This is a genomic window from Achromobacter anxifer (genome assembly GCF_903652925.1).
GTDB lineage: Bacteria > Pseudomonadota > Gammaproteobacteria > Burkholderiales > Burkholderiaceae_B > Achromobacter > Achromobacter anxifer.
Genome location: NZ_CAHLAR010000018.1, coordinates 63,570 through 79,173, shown reverse-complemented (window position 1 = coordinate 79,173; position 15,604 = coordinate 63,570). Strand labels below are relative to the sequence as shown.

The window sequence follows — 15,604 nt, the reverse complement described above, 5'->3', positions numbered from 1 at the left end:
ATCGGTCACAATGGGTCCGGGGCATTGCGCCCCAAGCAAATGAAGCCCCGGCCGAGCGCCGGGGCTTTTTTCATTTGGCGCCTTGCCTTGTTTTCCTCTTCGGCATGAATCCCACTCCATGAGCGCTCAGATAAGCATTACCGAAAGCCAGCTGGTAGAGGACCTCGCCGCATTCTTCAAGACCTTGGTCGATTGCGAAGTGGTCCGCGGCCTGCCCAATCAGGTTCCTGTTCCCTTGCGCGAGTGCATCGTCATTACGCCGATGGCGGCGCTGGGGCTCTCCGTGCCAGTCATGGCCTATGCCGATCCGTCGCCTGCCGCGGGGAAGCGGACCATGACCCAGGCTACGCAATGGTCTGCGCGCGTGGAGGGCTATGGAGCAAGGGCGCTGGATCTGGCGCTGACGCTGTCCATCGCCCTGCGCAGCCCATACGGATGCGAGTTTCTAGGGAACCTGGGGCGGGTCCAGCCGCTGTACGCGGGCGAACTGAAGCAGTTGCCCATCGAGAGCGGAGAGAGCCAGTCCTTCGAACGGTGGTCATTCGACGCCGTCCTGCAGTTCAACCCATCCATCACCGTGCCGCAGCAGTTTGCGGACCAACTCCACGTTGGCCTCATCGAGGTCGACACCACCTATCCTACGGGAGCTTAATTCCATGTCCATTCCCGCCAGTGAAATCGTCCAGGTCGTGCCTGGCGTGATCGCAGCCGGCGGATCAGCGCTCGACTTGAACGGCCTGATCCTGACCCACGACACTGCCGTTCCCATCGGCGCCGTCCAGAGCTTCGCGACCGCGCGCGACGTGCAGCGCTTCTTCGGTCCGACCTCGACCGAGGCCGCCCTGGCCGCGGTCTACTTCAACGGCTTCGACAACTCGACCCGCAAGCCGGGCAATCTGTTGTACGCCCAGTATCCGGCCGCAGCGGTCTCCGCCTATCTGCGCGGCGGCGCCATGGAAGCGGTGACGCTGACCCAGCTGCAGGCGCTGTCCGGCGTCCTGACGGTGAGCGTCGACGGCTCCGCCAAGACTTCCGCCAGCATCGATCTGTCGACGGCGACCAGCTTTTCCAACGCCGCCACGATCATCGAGGCCGCGTTCACCGCCTGGGGCGCGACCTGCGCCTATGACGCGCAGCGCGCCGCCTTCGTGATCACCTCGGCCACCGATGGCGCGGCCAGCACGATCTCCTATGGCAGCGGCACCATCGCGTCGGGCCTGAAGCTGACGCAAGCCACCGCCGCGGTGCTGTCGCAAGGCGCGGCGGCGGGCGTGCCGGCGGAGTACATGGGCCGCATCACCGACCTGACCCAGAACTGGGCGGCGTTCATGACGACGTTCGAACCCGATACCACCGGCAAGGTGGCGTTCTCGGCCTGGACGAACGCCCAGGGCGACCGGTATGCCTACGTCGGCTGGGATACCGATGTCACCGCCACGCAGCAGGGCAACACGTCCAATTGGGCCGCCATCGTCGGCGCCAACGAGTACTCGGGCTCGGTGCCGGTCTACAAGGATGTGCAGCACGCCGCCTTCGTACTGGGCGCGGTCGCATCGCTCGACTTCGAACGCACCAACGGCCGCGCGACCTTGGCGTTCAAGAGCCAGTCCGGCCTTGCGTTCTCGGTGACCGACGCCACGACCGCGCAGACGCTGATCGACAACGGCTACAACTTCTACGGCGACTATGCCACCAGCAACGACCGCTTCCGCTTCCTCTACCCGGGCCAGCTCAGCGGCAACTGGAAGTGGGTCGACACCTACGTCAACCAGATCTGGCTGAATGCCGCGTTCCAGCAGGCGCTGATGACGCTGCTGACCCAGGTGAATTCGGTTCCCTATAACGCCGACGGCTACACGCTGATCGACGCCGCCTGCCTGGATCCCATCAACGCCGCGCTCAACTTCGGCGCCATCCGTGCGGGCGTGACGCTGTCGAGCCAGCAGAAGGCCCATGTCAACAGCCAGGCTGGCGTGGACATCTCCGACACGCTCCAGACCCGCGGCTGGTATCTGCAGATCAAAGACGCGACCCCGCAGGTGCGAGAAGCCCGCGGCACGCCGCCCATGACGTTCTGGTACATGGACGGCGGTTCCGTCCAGAAGATCACCCTGGCCTCTCTGGCCATTCTTTAAGGATTCAACATGGCGACTTTGACCAGTGCCAACTCCGTTCTGATGATCGCGGTTGGCGGCGTTTTTCCGGTGCCGCAGAAGATCGAGGGCTACGCCTCCGAAGGCGCTTTCACCTTCGATGCAGCCAAGCCCGCGCAGGTGACCATGGGCGTGGACGGCCGCATGTCGGCCAGCTATGTGCCGGTGCCTCGCGTCCAGACCATCATGATCCAGCCCGACTCTCCGTCCATGCGCGTCTTCGAGATCTGGATGGCGGCCAGCGAAACGGCCCGGGAAGTGTTCTACGCGAACGGCAGTCTCAGCATCCCGTCGATCGACCGCAAGTACACGTTGACCCGCGGCGTGCTGACGCAGATCCCGCCGGCGCCGGACGCCAAGGCGATGCTCCAACCCATGACGTTCCAGATCACCTGGCAGAACGTCTCGCCGGCGTTGGTGTGACATGGCCAGAAAGCAGATAAGCCTGACCATCGGCGCCGAAGGGCGCGACAAAGGCAAGGTGTTCATCCTGACGGAGCTTTCCGCCTACGACGCCGAGGAATGGGCCGGCCGCGCGCTGTTTTCGCTGATGAACGCCGGAGTGGAGATCCCGGACAACATCGCCGAGGCAGGGCTGGCCGGCGTGGCGGCCATGGGGATGAAGGCCATCGCCAATCTGCCTTTCGACAGCGCCAAGCCGTTGCTGGACAAGATGATGGATTGCGTGCAGATCCAGCCCAGCCCGAATGTGACGCGCGAGCTCATGTCCGGCGACATCGAGGAGGTGGCGACCCTGTTCACGCTGCGCAAGAAAATCCTGGGCCTGCACCTGGATTTTTTTACCGCCGCCGCCCCATCGATTTCGGGCTCCAAGTCCACAGCGGCGGCGCGCGCCTGATCCGCTACGCCAATATTCCCCGGAATGTTGGCGTGGTGATTTCCCGGCATCCGGGCCTGCTGCACGACCTGCAGACGGTCTACGGCGCCGAAGACCTGTACAACCTGCTTGAGGTGATTGCGGTGGACGCACACAACAGGCGCGTCCTAGCTGAACCGAGGTAATTGCATGGCCACCATCATCGATGCCTTGCTCGTCACTGCGGGTTTCGATCCGAAGCGTTTCGCGGCGGACAGCTTCTCCGGCGCGGTCAGTCTGGCCCAAATGGCCCAGAATCTGGATATGAGCACCGAGCGGCTGTCCGCGTGGCAGAAGGCGGCCGAGCGGGCGGGCGGAACTGCCGAAGCCATTTCGGCCCAATTGAGGGAATCCTCCGGCGAGGTAGCCAGATTCAACCGCGGCTCCGCCGCGAGTTCGCTACCCGGGTTCTTTGACAACGGCGGCAATGTCGGCGATCTCAAGGACGGCAACACCTACCTTCTGGCCAGGTCGCGGATCATTGCCGATCTTTACCAGAAGGACAGGGCCCAGGCCGCGGTGGCGGCCCAGGACATGGGCATCAGCGAGGGCTCGTTCGATCTGCTCAAGCGCGGGCCTGACGAAGTCGAACGGCTGCTTCAGATTCAGGAGAAACGCGCTGCCATCTCCATGAACGATGCGCAGGCTGCCTCGCAGCTGCGCGACCGCTACCTGGACCTGCGCGATACCTTTGAATCGGTGGGCGTCAAGGTGCTGCTGGCGCTCACGCCGGCGTTCGAGCGGCTTCTCTCGCTCGCCCAGGGCTGGGGCGATTATCTGCTCGAGAACCGCGACGAGATTGTCCAGTGGGTCGACGGAGCGGTGCAGGCCATCGTGAAGTTCGTTGATGTGGTGGATTCGGCCGCTCAGTCGGTGGGCGGGTGGCAGAACGTCCTGCTCGCGCTGGGGGCGCTCAAGATTCTGTCCTGGGTGAGTTCTCTGCTGGACCTGGCTTCTGCATTGGGGACCGTGGCTAAGGCTCTCGGAACTCTCGGCGGCGCCGGCGCGGCGCGTGGGCTGGCTGCGTTGAGAGGCCTGGGTCCAGTGGCGTTGAGAGCGGCAGGACCTGTCGCGGCCGGCGCCGCGCTGTTGTTCGGTAGCAAGGGCTTGAATGGGGGCGAGGAAGAAACCCTGGCCGCGATGAGAAATCCCGAGCTGAAGAGCAAGGAGGTCATCCATGCGGTCAGGTACTTCGAGTCGAAGGGCTACACCCGGGATGCAGCAGTGGGACTGGCAGCCAACCTGCAGGCCCAAAGCAACCTGGATCCCAGGGCCGTGGGCGCTGATGGCGCTTCCATCGGCATCGGACTATGGAATCCGCGGCGCCAGGCTGACTTCAAGCGCGTATATGGCATGGACATGCGCGAGTCCACGGTTGAACAGCAGCTGGATTTCGTCGCCTGGGAGTTGCAGAACACCAGGCGCAGGGCAGGAGTACATCTGGCCGCCGCCACGACCCCGGCCCAGGCCAGCGCGGCCGTGTACCGCCACTTTGGGCTTAACAAGTCCGAGGGACCCGGATCAAGCGAAGAGCGCAAGCTCGCTGCTGCCGCCGGGGCAATCCACGGGACGCTTTTCTTCGACGACCAGGATCGAGGCGCCGCGGCTGCGGCTACGACGGCCGCGGCAGCGCAGGCCAGCGCTGCCGGCATCTCCAGCAGCACGACGACTACCAACAACACGTCCGAGACCCATATCCACGGCCCCATCACGATCATGACCCAGGCAACGGACGGCCCGGGAATCGCGAGTAGCCTGGGGCAGGCGGGCCGTAGCCAGAATCTCGTCCAGCAAGGCAATACGGGGATCTTCTGATGCCATTCATTCCTTTTCCCGATGTTCCGAGGAGCCAGGGCGTACCCGCGGTTTTTCGCCAGACGACCATCCCTTCCATTCCTCAACTGACCGGCTTCGGACTTGCGGCGCTGACCGATCAAATGTTCGGACCTCCGCGTTGGGGGGTGTACGGCAAGGACGGGAGGCAGGTCCTGGTCTTTGAGACCTTCGTGAGCATCAAATTCAATCAGGGCAGCCAGATATCCAGCTTTCCCGTGGAGCAGGGCGGCTTCTCTTCCTTCAACAAGGTTGATACGCCCTACGAAGCGACCATCAAGCTGGCGCACGCCGGCGACCAGGCTTCGCGCGACGTCATGTTGTCCGCGCTGAAGCGGATCGTGGGCAGTACGGAGCTGTACGCCGTCGCGACGCCTGAGATCGTCTATCCCTCGGCCAATCTGGTGAAGTACGAGTACAGCCGCGGCGACCGGAATGGGTCCAACCTGCTGCTGGTGGACCTGACGCTGCGTGAAGTGCGGGAGACAGCGGTCTTGCGGTCCTTGGCCACGCGCGAGCCCAGCGGCGCGGATGAGCAGAGCAACGGCCAGGTGCAGGCGTTCGAGATCGATGCCTATCCCCGGCGGGACCAGAACATGGTCGGAGAACTGGAGCCTGTCCAATGAAGAGGATTCCGCTAAAGCCCGCGCCGGCGCAAACGCTCAGTGTCGTGCTGTCGGGCCAGAACTGCCAGATCTCCGTCTACCAGAAGTCGACCGGGGTTTATCTGGATCTTCAGCTCGACAATGCGCCGATAGTGACGACGGTGCTGTGCCATGACCGGGTGCGGCTGGTGCGTTCCGACTATCTGGGCTTTGTTGGCGATCTGGCGTTTGTCGATACCCAGGGGCATGCCGATCCGCAGTACCAGGGACTCGGATCGCGTTTCGTCCTGGCCTACATGGAGCCGCTGGAACTATGAGCCTAGTCAAGCGCCGGATAGACGTGACCATCAGCCTGGGGCAGGGGAAGCTCGGCGACGAGAAGGGGCCGGACATTACGCTCAGCGGCTACCGCGTTTCAGTGAACATTCCTGCCCACGTCGCAGGCGAAAGCAGTCGGGTGAAACTGCTGATCTACGGGTTGAATCAGGAAATGATGAACAAGCTGACGGCGATTGGGCTCAAGTCCAAAGAGCGCCGGGGGAAGAACCTGGTCAGCGTCAGTGCTATGGATGATTTCGGTGTCCCTCGGGTGGTTTATGAGGGGGATATCGATACGGCATGGGCTGATTATGAAAAAGCTCCCGAGGGCATGCTCAATGTCATGGCGCAAGTCGCTGGCTCCAAAGAACTGAAGCCCGTGCCTGCCAAGTCATATCCGGGCCCCACGGGAGTCCATGAGATCGCGAGCGAAATTGCGGAATCGATGGGCTATGCCTGCGAAAAAAACGGGGAGGATACCGTCCTTGCCAACCCGTATCTGTCTGGGACCGACATGGATCAGATGCGCAACTGCGCCCAGGCCGCGCGCATCAATTACACGATAGACCGCGGCACGCTGGCCATCTGGCCCCCCGGTGGTTCCAGGAAGGGCGATCCGATCGCCATTTCGCCGCAGACGGGGCTCATCGGCTACCCGGCGTTCACAGGCAGCGGAATTTCGCTCAGAAGTCTCTACAACCCGGATTTCTCGGTGGGAAAGAAGGTGCTGGTGACGAGCGCGATCGAGGTCGCGAATGGCGAGTGGACAATTACGGGCTTGTCACATCATCTGGAAGCAGAGGTCCCCGGCGGTTCCTGGCTGTCGCAGGTCAAGTGCGAAAGGAAGCTCAATGGCTGAACAATACGGATACCCAGGACTGGCGCAAGCCGGCCAGGGCGACAGCGAGTTCGGGGCACTGCAGTTCCTCATCAGCCAGGCCCTGCTCCGGATCAGCACGGCAACGCTAGTCAAGGTGGTGTCGGTGACGAATTCAGGCGGGCTGTCGCCCGTGGGCTTCGTCGACGTGCAGCCGCTGGTCAACCAGCTCGATGGGGCCGGCAACGCCGTGCCGCACGGGGTGCTGCATCGTCTGCCCTATTTCCGCCTTCAGGGCGGAACGGACGCCATTATCCTGGACCCGAAGGTCGGGGATATCGGCATGGCGGCGTTCGCGAATCGGGATATCTCCCTGGTGAAGGCCTCCAAGGCGCAAAACAATCCCGGGTCCTGGCGTTCGCACGATATGGCGGACGGGCTGTACTTCGGCGGCCTGCTGAACGCGGCGCCTGTGCAGTACGTGCAGTTCACCGCAGGCGGCATCAACGTGGTGTCTCCCTCCAAGGTGACGGTCACGGCGCCCGATATTGAATTGAATGCCAGCGGGCAATGCGCGTTGAACTCGCCTCGGATCGTGCTGAACGGCACGGTGCAACAGGGCGGCGGATCCTTCGGCGGCACGTCGACCTGGCAGGGCGATATGAACACGCTGGGCACGCTGCGCAACAACGGCAAGGACGTGGGCAGCACGCATACCCATTCCGGCGTGCAGAGCGGGCCGGCCAACACAGGAGCGCCCAATTGAACACACTACTGCTGGACCGGACCGCGTGGGACCTGGTGCTCGACGCGGCCGGCAATATCGCGATGGCATCCGACCCTTATGCCGTCGCGCAGGACGTGGCTAGCGCCATCAAGCTATTCAAGGGCGAGCTGTTCTACAACACCGCCCCGGGCGTTCCGTATTGGGAAGAGCTGTTGGGCCATCAGCCGCCGCTGGCCCTGGTGCGGGAGCACGTCCAACGGGCGGCGATGACCGTCCCGCAGGTGGCGGGCGCGCTCTGCACCCTGACTTCCTGCACCGATAGGGCCCTGGCGGGCTATGTCGAAATCACCCTGCAAGACGGAACGACGCAAACCGTCAGCTTCTGAGGAAACCATGCCGAATATCTCGCAAGTGCCGCGCGTGCAATTCACGCCGGAAGGGCTGGTGCTGCCCAAAGAATCCGCCATCCTGGCCGGCGTCCAGTCGGACATGGACGCCGCTTTCGGCGGCGGCTTGAATCCCGCCCTGGAAACTCCACAGGGCCAGCTGGCCTCCAGCACCACCGCCATCATCGGCAACAAGAACAACGAGTTCGCGGCCTACGTGAACCAGGTCGATCCGGCCTACGCACAGGGGCGGATGCAGGACGCCATCGGGCGCATCTACTTCCTGGACCGCAAGCCTGGTACGCCCACCGCTGTCATCGCCACCTGCACCGGCCTGGCCGGGGTAAGAATTCCCGTGGGCGCGCGGGCCCAGGCGGTGGATGGAAACCTGTATCTCTGCACCGAGGCGGGCACGATTCCCGCCAGCGGACGCATAGATCTGCCATTTGCCTGCGCCGTTGACGGACCGGTGGAGTGCGCGCCCGGCGCGTTGAACCAGATCTACCAGGCCATCCCCGGTTGGGATTCGGTGCTGAATGCCGACGCCGGAACGGCGGGCAGCGACGTGGAAAGCAGGGCCGAATTCGAAGAGCGCCGGCGGCAGTCGGTGGCGCTGAACGCCCGCGGTTCCTTGCCCGCGATCTACGCCAATGTGGCGAATGTGGAAGGCGTCATCGACGCCTACGTGACGGAGAACAATCTCGCCGTGCCGCAGACGGTCGGCGGCGTGGTCCTGCGTCCGCATTCCATCTGGGTCGCGGTGGCCGGCGGCGAGGCCGCGGACATCGCGGATGCCATCTGGCGCAAGAAGAGCAACGGCGCCGACTACAACGGCAACACCTCGTACAAGATCGAGGACAAGGAGGGGTACTCCTATCCCTATCCGTCCTACGTCGTGACGTGGGAAACGCCCGCGGCGTTGCCGGTGCGTTTCGCGGTGCAGTTGGCGGACAACCCGGCCCTGCCTTCGGACATCGTCGCCTTGACCCGGCAGGCGATCGTGAACGCCTTCAATGGCGTGGACGGCGGGCAGCGCGCGCGCATCGGATCGACCATTTATGCGAGCCGGTTCTACGCCGCCATTTCCGCCCTGAGTCCCGCCGTCTCCATCCTGTCCCTGCTGCTGGGTTCCGCGACGCCATCGGCCGTCAGCCTGACCGTTCCGATCAACCGCCGGCCCACGGTCACGCCGGCCGATATCTCGGTGACATTGACATGAGCGCGGCACCCAAGCCGGGGCTGGCGGCCCGGACCCTCATCAGCCAGTACGCCAACAGCCCCACGCTCGTCCAGTTGATCAACAACATGGACGACTACATCAACCCGGACGTCGATTTCGACGCGTTTTACGACTTCGTCTGGAACGTCGAGACCGCGCAGGGTTTCGGGCTGGACATCTGGGGCAGGATCGTCGACGTCGGCCGGATGCTGACCATTCCGGGAGACGTCACGTATCTGGGGTACGACGAGGCGCTGGACTGGCAGCCCTTCAATCAGGCGCCGTTCTACACGGGCGAGCAGGCTACGCAGACGTACCGGCTAGCAGACGATGCGTATCGCACGCTGATCCTGGTCAAGGCGCTGGCCAATATCTCGGACTGCACTTCCCCCAGTTTGAACCGGCTGCTGTCGAACCTGTTCGCGGGCCGCGGGCGTTGCTACGTGTCGGACACGGGGAAGATGGAATTCCGCTACGTATTCGAGTTTGCGCTGGCGCCGCATGAAATCGCCATCCTGACTCAATCGCGCGCGATACCCAAGCCGGCGGCGGTCCAGGCGCACATCCTGCAGGTCAATCTTTCCACCACCTTCGGATTCAACGAGGCGCTGATGCAGCCGTTTGGCTCGGGCGTCTTCTTTACCTCTTCGGGGCTTATCAATGCAAACCAGTAATGCACCTATCAAATCGGCCGTCCCGTTTGCGGAGAGCGGCACAAAGAACGCCATTCCGGTGGCGTCACAAATTGGCGTCACGCCGGGCGCAGCCTCTTTCGTGGATGGATTTCCGCCGCTGACCATGACGCCGTTGGCGGCAGGCGGCGTGCCGCCTTATGGTGCCGATTTCAATGGCATCCTCAACTTTCTCAGCGCCGCCGCGCGGTGGCAGCAGGCCGGAGGCGCCTATCCCTACGACGCTGCCTTTAGCGCAGCCATCGGCGGGTATCCGCAGGGCGCGATGCTGAAGCAATCGGTCGGAAGGGGCTATTGGCTGAACCTTGCGGAAAACAACACATCTAACCCGGATGCTGGTGGGGAGGGATGGATTGCAATGCCGGCTGGCATTGCAACGTTGATTGATGCAAATGACGCGACCAACGATACGAGGGCGGTCACCCCTGCAGGCCTGAATGCGTTTCTCCGGGGCCGTCCGGGCCGGCTCAAACGCGTTCGCGTCTATGACACTATTGGCTCCGAACTGTACTCCGCAAGCTCGGGTACCCAGGCGGTGTTTGTCGAGGTGCAAGGCGGTGGCGGTAGTGGCGGGTCGACTCTCGCAACCCCGTTGGGCCAGTCAGCCGTAGCAGGCGGCGGTGGTGGTGGTGGCTATTGCTCCTCGTGGCTCACCAGTGGGTTCAATGGCGTGGTCATTACGGTTGGCCAAGGCGGCGCCCCAGTAGCAGGCGGAGGAGCCTCAGGGAACCCTGGTGGCTTAAGTTCCTTCGGCTCCCTGCTTTCCGCTTCGGGCGGCAGTGGTGGCCCAGGTGGACCAACTACTGGGCCTGCACCAATCGTGACTGGCGGCGGGTCAGGAGGAGGGAGTGGCGGAGGTAATGTTCTGAACGCACTAGGCGGTCAGGCGCACTCGAGCTTTGCCCTTAGCAATGGGACCTCCTTAAACGGTGGCGCTGGCGGCGCATCACATCTGGGTGGCGGCGGCGGACAAACTTCTGCAGGAAACCAGCCAGGAAACGCGGGCCTTACATACGGTGCTGGTGGAAGTGGTTGTGCCACTGGACAGAATCAGGCCGCCACGAACGGCGGCAGGGGCTTCAACGGCGCTGTTATTGTCTGGGAGTACGAGTGATGAAGTACTACGTATATGTGGTTAGTGGGGTGGCGGCGGAGCTTATCGACCCATTCGTCGACGTCGATGGAAATGAAGTCAGCATAGAGGACCGATTCCATCCTGATTTTGCAGCGAAGATGATCGAGGTGACGTCGTTCACGGGGATTGCGATCGGTGACGTGTATGACGGCGAGGGATTCAGCAAGCCTTCCCCGGCGGCCCCCCCTGTCCCGGAGGTCGTCTCTCGTTTTCAGGCGCGCGCGGCGCTTTTGCAGGCCGGGGTGCTCGATGATGTGACCATGGCGATGCAGGGTCCAGGTATTGATCCGCTCATGAAAATGGCCTGGGAGGAGGCGCAGGAGTTCCGGCGCGCAAGCCCGACCGTTGCCACGATGGCCGAATCGTTTGGTTGGGACGCGCAGTACGTCGATGCGCTGTTTGTCGCGGCCGCGTCGATCGAGGCCTAGTCAGGCCAATCGCCAACGACCAACAAGCCGCCTTCGGGCGGCTTTTTCGTCTCAAGGGGACGCGATTGAACATCCAAGATTTCGACGCCTTCGCGGCAAAGTTTGCCGGCATCCTTGGCGCCGTGGTGTCCATACGGTACCTGCGAGGCTCGTGGCCTGCGCGTCTGAGTATGGCGGCCAGCGGCTCGTTGGTGGCCTACTACGCATCGCCGTACCTCTCCATGCTGCTGGGAATTCCGGAAGGATTGGCGGGCTTCCTGACCGGCATGTTTGGCATGGCCATCGTGTCGCGTGCCTGGGAAGCGGTCCAGGCCGCACCGATCGCAGCGCTTTGGCAGGCGCTCATCGACCGCGTGCGCGGTAAAGGGGCATGACATGGACAGAACCATCTATTTAACTCTGTGGACGGTTCAGGCGTTCATTTGCTGGTTGGTGGTGGCGGGCGGCGCATCGCTGGCGGTGTTCTCACGAGGAATCAAGGACACGACGCTGGAGCGGATCGGCCTGTCTGCCGCCTTTCTCACGGTGACCGGTGCAGCCTGCCGCATTTTCGTCGCAGGCGGGGCCAGCGCAGGCGATGCCACTCTTGCTGCATCGGCTGCCTTCTACGTCGTCGCGGTGACGCGCAAGCACATTGGAGGTCTGACGCCATGAGCAATTTTCAACTTTCGCAGCGCAGTCTGACTCGGCTGATCGGTGTGCATCCCGATCTGGTCGCCGTCGTGAAGCTGGCGATCCAGCGAACGGCTGTCGACTTCACTGTCGTAGAGGGCGTGCGCACTGTCGAGCAGCAGCGCGAGTACGTAGCCCGAGGAAGTAGCAAGACCATGGCCAGCTACCACTTGCCACAGGCGGGGGGGCTTGGTCACGCCGTCGACTTGGCGCCGCTGGTGGGCGGTGCTATCCCCTGGAACGACTGGCAGGCGTTCGCCGACTTGGCCGCAGTGGTTAAGGCCAGCGCCGCGGAGTTAGACGTCCCGATGGAGTGGGGCGGAGACTGGAAGTCATTCAAGGACGGGCCGCACTTCCAGATTCCGAGGGATTGGAAGGGGCGGTCATGAATACACTGCTGCGCGCCGCGTGGCCATATCTGATTGGCGCGGCGGTGCTGGCCGTTGCTGGCCTAGGCGTGCGCTGGTATGGCGCTAGCCAGTACCAGGCCGGTGTCGAAAAGGCGAACACCGACCACACATTGGCCGAACTCGTCGAATTTAAGGCTCAGGCCATCCGGATCAGCGGCATCTCGGAAACCCTGGAAAGCGCCATGGCCGCGTTGCGCGACGCCAGGCCCAAGACCATCGAGAGGTACAGCCGTGTCGAAGTTCAGAATCCTCTGCCTGCTGGCTGCCGCATTGACGCTGAGCGGCTGCGGCACATCAGCGAAGCCGGCCGTCTGGCCAATCCTGCCGGTCAACCTGGCGCAGCCATGCCCGCCGGTGCCGCAGGTGACGAGCGATAGCTGGGACGATCTGGCGCGCAGCTATATCGTCCTGGCGATGCTGTATGGGGAGTGCGCGGCGCGGCAGCGTGCGCTGGTGAGTGCGTGGGATAAATCCTAGTCCACGCTCTCGGAGTCACTTCGCGTAGAAGGAAAAAATCAAAAGCCCGCAGCTTGCGCTGACGGGCTTTTCATTCCTACCTTTCCAGAAAGTTCTTCTTCTTGCGCCGGTTCACTGGCCGGAGAATTTCACCTGACTTGAGCCGGTATACATCCTTGCCCTCCCAGATCACCGTGCCGCCGGTGGACAGGCGGCATTCCAGCACCATGCCAGGCTCGGGGTTTTCGTCCGTCGCGTGGGGATGAACGAGATGGCGTTCGATCCGGTACTGGACTCCTGCCGCCGAGACTGCAATCACATCCTCCAATCGCCTGCATGAGATTGACATGATGAACCTCCTTCGGTGGCGCCACGTCGAAAGCTGTGGCGCCGAGGTCATCGTCTCGACTGGGTTTGTTGCTGTCAATGCCGTTGCAACCTCTTGCGCAGGGGTTTGCGGGGCGTTCCCTGGGGAGCGTCATTCATACGCATGATGCGATGCATGCATATGATCTAGGCCGTTATCGGAGCCGCCGGGGTGTTGAAATCCGGCGCTCATTTGAGGTACAGGGGAAGCCGCCGCGAACGGCGGGCGGAAGCCTATTCCAGCTTGACGTTGGCGGACTGGATCACGGAGCGCCACTTCTTGTAGTCCGCGTCTATCGTCTGCGCGAACTGCGCGGGCGTGGTGGGCATGGCGGTCGCGCCTTGCGCGGCCAGCGCATCCTGCACGTCCTTCTGCGCCAGGATCTTGTTCAGCTCCGTGTTTAGCGTCTGGATGATGGGCTTGGGCGTTTGCGCGGGCGCGAGCAGCCCGTACCAGACGCGCACGTCGAAGTCGGGATAGCCGGATTCCGCGATGGTGGGCACGTCCGGCATGGCCGGGCTGCGCTTGAGCGAAGTCACGGCCAGCGGGATGGCGCTGCCGGCCTTGATCTGCGGCGCGGCCGAGGGAATGGAGGTGAAGATGACCGGCACCTGACCGCCGAGCAGGTCGGCCATGGCGGGACCGGAGCCCTTGTAGGGCACGTGCACGAGCTTGATGCCGGCTTGCAGCTGCAGCAGTTCGGCGGCCAGGTGGGTGATGGTGCCGGCGCCAGGCGAACCGTAGTTGATGGTGCCTGGCGCCTTCTTGGCGGCGGCGATCAGGTCCTTGAGGGATTTGTAGGGGCCGTTCTTGCCCGCAACGATCACCAGCGGGGCTTCGCCGACGATGCCGATGGGCTCGAAGTCCTTGACCGGGTCGTAGGCCAGCTTGGCGTAGAGCGACGGGGCCACGGCCAGGTTGTCGACCTGGCCCATGACGATCTCGTAGCCGTCGGGCTTGGCGCGCGCGGCGGTGGTGATGCCTATGGTGCCGCCGGCGCCGGGTCGGTTCTCGGCGACGACGTTCCATTTGACCGAGTCGGACAGCTTGGCGGCGACGGTGCGCGACAGGAAGTCGGTGCCGCCGCCCGGCGTGAACGGCACGATGACGCGGATGGGCTGGTTGGGATACTGCTGGGCGGCGGCGGGGGCGCAGGCGGCGAGCGCGCAGGCCGAGAACATTAGGGCACGTAGCATGGTTGTGGTCTCCATTCCTTGGTGGACGCGTCCGGTCGTGATCGCCAGACGTCGGGTGCTGCGGGGATGCTGCTGACGCGTACTGCTGAATCGGTTAAGGGTAGTACAGGCTAGACGGTTCCTTTCTCGCGCAGTTCCCGGATCCGGGCGCCGGACAGGCCCAGCTCCTCCAGGACCGCGTCGGTGTCCGCGCCCAGCGCCGGCGCGGGGCTGCGGGCCTGGCAGGGCGCTTCGGCGAACTTGATCGGAAAGCCCAGCATGCGCACCTGCTGTCCGTCGGGATGCGGCACGTCGATGGCCATTTCCTGGTCCGCCACCTGCGGGTCGTCGAAGACTTCCTGCAGGTTCAACACCTGGCCGCAAGGCACGCCGTACTGGTTCAGCCGCTCGATCCAGTAATGGCTGTCTTGCTGGCGGGTGCGGGCCTCGATGGCGGCCTTGATCGAGGCGCGGTTCAGCATGCGGTCGGCGTTGGCCTGGAATTCCGGATGCGCCCGCAGTTCCGGCAGTTCCAGCGCGTCCAGCAGTTTCTCGTACATGGCGTCGTTGGACGGCGCGATCGCGACTTGGCCGTCGGCGGTCTCGAACAGGCCGTAGGGCGCGACGATGCCGTGGTCGTTGCCGGTGCGCGGCGGCAGTTCGCCGCTGGCGAAGTAGTTCGACGCCTGGAAGCTGAGCAGCCCGATCATGCTGGACAGCAGGCTGACGCTGATGGAGTCGCCGCGGCCGGTGCGTTCGCGGCGCAGCAGCGCGGCCACCACGCCCAGCGCGCCGTTCAGGCCGGCGGCCAGGTCGCTGATGGGCGGGCCGGCGCGCATCGGAGGATCGTCCTCGCCGCCGTTCAGGCTCATGAAACCGCTCATGGCCTGGGCGATGAAGTCGAAGGCGGGCCGGTCGCGATAGGGGCCGGAAGCGCCAAAGCCATTGATGCTGCAGTGGATGATGTCGGGGCGCAGCGCTTTCAGGGCCTCGTCGCCGAAACCCATCTTCTCCATGATGCCGGGCCGGTAGTTCTCGATCACGACGTCGCAACGCGGTATCAGCTGGCGCAGGATCTCCTTGCCCTCCGCGCTGTACAGGTCCAGGGTCACGGAGCGCTTGTTGCGGTTGTAGTTCGCGAAGTACCAGCTCAGGCCGTCCCTGACCACGCCCTGCCGGCGTATCGGGTCGCCTTCGCCGGGCGCTTCGATCTTGATGACCTCGGCGCCCATGTCGGCCAGGATGGAGGTGCAGTACGGGCCCGAAATGATGCGGGTCAGGTCCAGGACGCGGATTCCGGTAAGTGGCATGGTGTGCATCTGTTTGGTTGTCTG

Annotated in this window: 22 protein-coding genes; 19 read left to right on the top strand and 3 right to left on the bottom strand. The window is 63.7% G+C overall.

Features of this window, described 5'->3' with window-relative positions:
• Nucleotides 1-118: 118 nt before the first annotated feature.
• The 19 genes from HWY37_RS32940 (at nt 119) to HWY37_RS34945 (ending at nt 12,749) form a co-directional block, all read left to right on the top strand.
• Entirely contained in the window at nt 119-652 is a 534-nt protein-coding gene (locus HWY37_RS32940) for a phage neck terminator protein (RefSeq protein ID WP_175206793.1), read from the top strand.
• A gap of 4 nt (nt 653-656) precedes the next feature.
• Nucleotides 657-2,135 (top strand): DUF3383 domain-containing protein, encoded by a 1,479-nt coding sequence (locus tag HWY37_RS32935; protein ID WP_175206792.1) that lies wholly within the window; start codon nt 657-659, stop codon nt 2,133-2,135.
• A gap of 9 nt (nt 2,136-2,144) precedes the next feature.
• Nucleotides 2,145-2,576, top strand: coding sequence for a phage tail fiber protein (locus HWY37_RS32930; protein WP_175206791.1), 432 nt, complete (start codon nt 2,145-2,147; stop codon nt 2,574-2,576).
• Between the two features lies 1 nt (nt 2,577).
• Complete coding sequence (locus tag HWY37_RS32925; protein WP_176090754.1) at nt 2,578-3,012, top strand: hypothetical protein; 435 nt, start codon at nt 2,578-2,580, stop codon at nt 3,010-3,012.
• Between the two features lie 168 nt (nt 3,013-3,180).
• Nucleotides 3,181-4,845: a phage tail tip lysozyme gene (locus HWY37_RS32920; RefSeq protein WP_176090753.1), complete on the top strand. Its 1,665-nt coding sequence runs from the start codon at nt 3,181-3,183 to the stop codon at nt 4,843-4,845.
• Between the two features lie 191 nt (nt 4,846-5,036).
• Complete coding sequence (locus HWY37_RS32915) at nt 5,037-5,489, top strand: phage baseplate protein (RefSeq protein WP_176090752.1); 453 nt, start codon at nt 5,037-5,039, stop codon at nt 5,487-5,489.
• Nucleotides 5,486-5,785, top strand: coding sequence for a phage baseplate plug family protein (locus HWY37_RS32910; RefSeq protein ID WP_176090751.1), 300 nt, complete (start codon nt 5,486-5,488; stop codon nt 5,783-5,785). The genes HWY37_RS32915 and HWY37_RS32910 overlap by 4 nt, the downstream gene beginning before the upstream one ends.
• The gene (locus HWY37_RS32905; protein WP_176090750.1) at nt 5,782-6,645 is read left to right on the top strand and encodes a baseplate hub protein; all 864 of its coding nucleotides are present in this window, start codon (nt 5,782-5,784) and stop codon (nt 6,643-6,645) included. Before HWY37_RS32910 ends, HWY37_RS32905 begins: the two co-directional genes overlap by 4 nt.
• The gene (locus HWY37_RS32900; RefSeq protein ID WP_176090749.1) at nt 6,638-7,369 is read left to right on the top strand and encodes an oxidoreductase; all 732 of its coding nucleotides are present in this window, start codon (nt 6,638-6,640) and stop codon (nt 7,367-7,369) included. Before HWY37_RS32905 ends, HWY37_RS32900 begins: the two co-directional genes overlap by 8 nt.
• Nucleotides 7,366-7,716, top strand: coding sequence for a contractile injection system sheath initiator (locus tag HWY37_RS32895; RefSeq protein ID WP_176090748.1), 351 nt, complete (start codon nt 7,366-7,368; stop codon nt 7,714-7,716). The genes HWY37_RS32900 and HWY37_RS32895 overlap by 4 nt, the downstream gene beginning before the upstream one ends.
• Before the next feature lie 7 nt (nt 7,717-7,723).
• Nucleotides 7,724-8,935: a baseplate J/gp47 family protein gene (locus HWY37_RS32890; protein WP_176090747.1), complete on the top strand. Its 1,212-nt coding sequence runs from the start codon at nt 7,724-7,726 to the stop codon at nt 8,933-8,935.
• The gene (locus HWY37_RS32885; protein WP_176090746.1) at nt 8,932-9,609 is read left to right on the top strand and encodes a DUF2612 domain-containing protein; all 678 of its coding nucleotides are present in this window, start codon (nt 8,932-8,934) and stop codon (nt 9,607-9,609) included. Before HWY37_RS32890 ends, HWY37_RS32885 begins: the two co-directional genes overlap by 4 nt.
• Complete coding sequence (locus HWY37_RS32880) at nt 9,596-10,741, top strand: hypothetical protein (RefSeq protein WP_176090745.1); 1,146 nt, start codon at nt 9,596-9,598, stop codon at nt 10,739-10,741. The genes HWY37_RS32885 and HWY37_RS32880 overlap by 14 nt, the downstream gene beginning before the upstream one ends.
• Nucleotides 10,741-11,190: a hypothetical protein gene (locus tag HWY37_RS32875; RefSeq protein ID WP_176090744.1), complete on the top strand. Its 450-nt coding sequence runs from the start codon at nt 10,741-10,743 to the stop codon at nt 11,188-11,190. Before HWY37_RS32880 ends, HWY37_RS32875 begins: the two co-directional genes overlap by 1 nt.
• Nucleotides 11,191-11,255: 65 nt before the next feature.
• The gene (locus tag HWY37_RS32870) at nt 11,256-11,564 is read left to right on the top strand and encodes a hypothetical protein (protein WP_176090743.1); all 309 of its coding nucleotides are present in this window, start codon (nt 11,256-11,258) and stop codon (nt 11,562-11,564) included.
• A gap of 1 nt (nt 11,565) precedes the next feature.
• The gene (locus tag HWY37_RS32865) at nt 11,566-11,844 is read left to right on the top strand and encodes a hypothetical protein (protein WP_176090742.1); all 279 of its coding nucleotides are present in this window, start codon (nt 11,566-11,568) and stop codon (nt 11,842-11,844) included.
• Entirely contained in the window at nt 11,841-12,251 is a 411-nt protein-coding gene (locus HWY37_RS32860; protein WP_176090741.1) for a M15 family metallopeptidase, read from the top strand. The genes HWY37_RS32865 and HWY37_RS32860 overlap by 4 nt, the downstream gene beginning before the upstream one ends.
• Entirely contained in the window at nt 12,248-12,649 is a 402-nt protein-coding gene (locus tag HWY37_RS32855; protein ID WP_176090740.1) for a hypothetical protein, read from the top strand. Before HWY37_RS32860 ends, HWY37_RS32855 begins: the two co-directional genes overlap by 4 nt.
• Nucleotides 12,591-12,749 carry a hypothetical protein gene (locus tag HWY37_RS34945; protein ID WP_420872196.1) on the top strand — a complete coding sequence of 53 codons (159 nt, stop codon included), beginning with the start codon at nt 12,591-12,593 and terminating at the stop codon, nt 12,747-12,749. The genes HWY37_RS32855 and HWY37_RS34945 overlap by 59 nt, the downstream gene beginning before the upstream one ends.
• A 76-nt stretch (nt 12,750-12,825) precedes the next feature.
• Here HWY37_RS34945 and HWY37_RS32850 read toward each other — a convergent pair whose 3' ends face one another.
• The 3 genes from HWY37_RS32850 to HWY37_RS32840 all read right to left on the bottom strand — a co-directional run bounded on the left by HWY37_RS32850 (nt 12,826) and on the right by HWY37_RS32840 (nt 15,580).
• Entirely contained in the window at nt 12,826-13,077 is a 252-nt protein-coding gene (locus tag HWY37_RS32850) for a hypothetical protein (RefSeq protein ID WP_175206778.1), read from the bottom strand.
• 251 nt (nt 13,078-13,328) lie between these two features.
• On the bottom strand, nt 13,329-14,291 hold the full coding sequence (locus tag HWY37_RS32845) for a Bug family tripartite tricarboxylate transporter substrate binding protein (RefSeq protein ID WP_176090739.1): 963 nt from the start codon (nt 14,289-14,291) through the stop codon (nt 13,329-13,331).
• Between the two features lie 110 nt (nt 14,292-14,401).
• Entirely contained in the window at nt 14,402-15,580 is a 1,179-nt protein-coding gene (locus tag HWY37_RS32840; protein ID WP_246302469.1) for a CaiB/BaiF CoA transferase family protein, read from the bottom strand.
• Nucleotides 15,581-15,604: the final 24 nt, after the last annotated feature.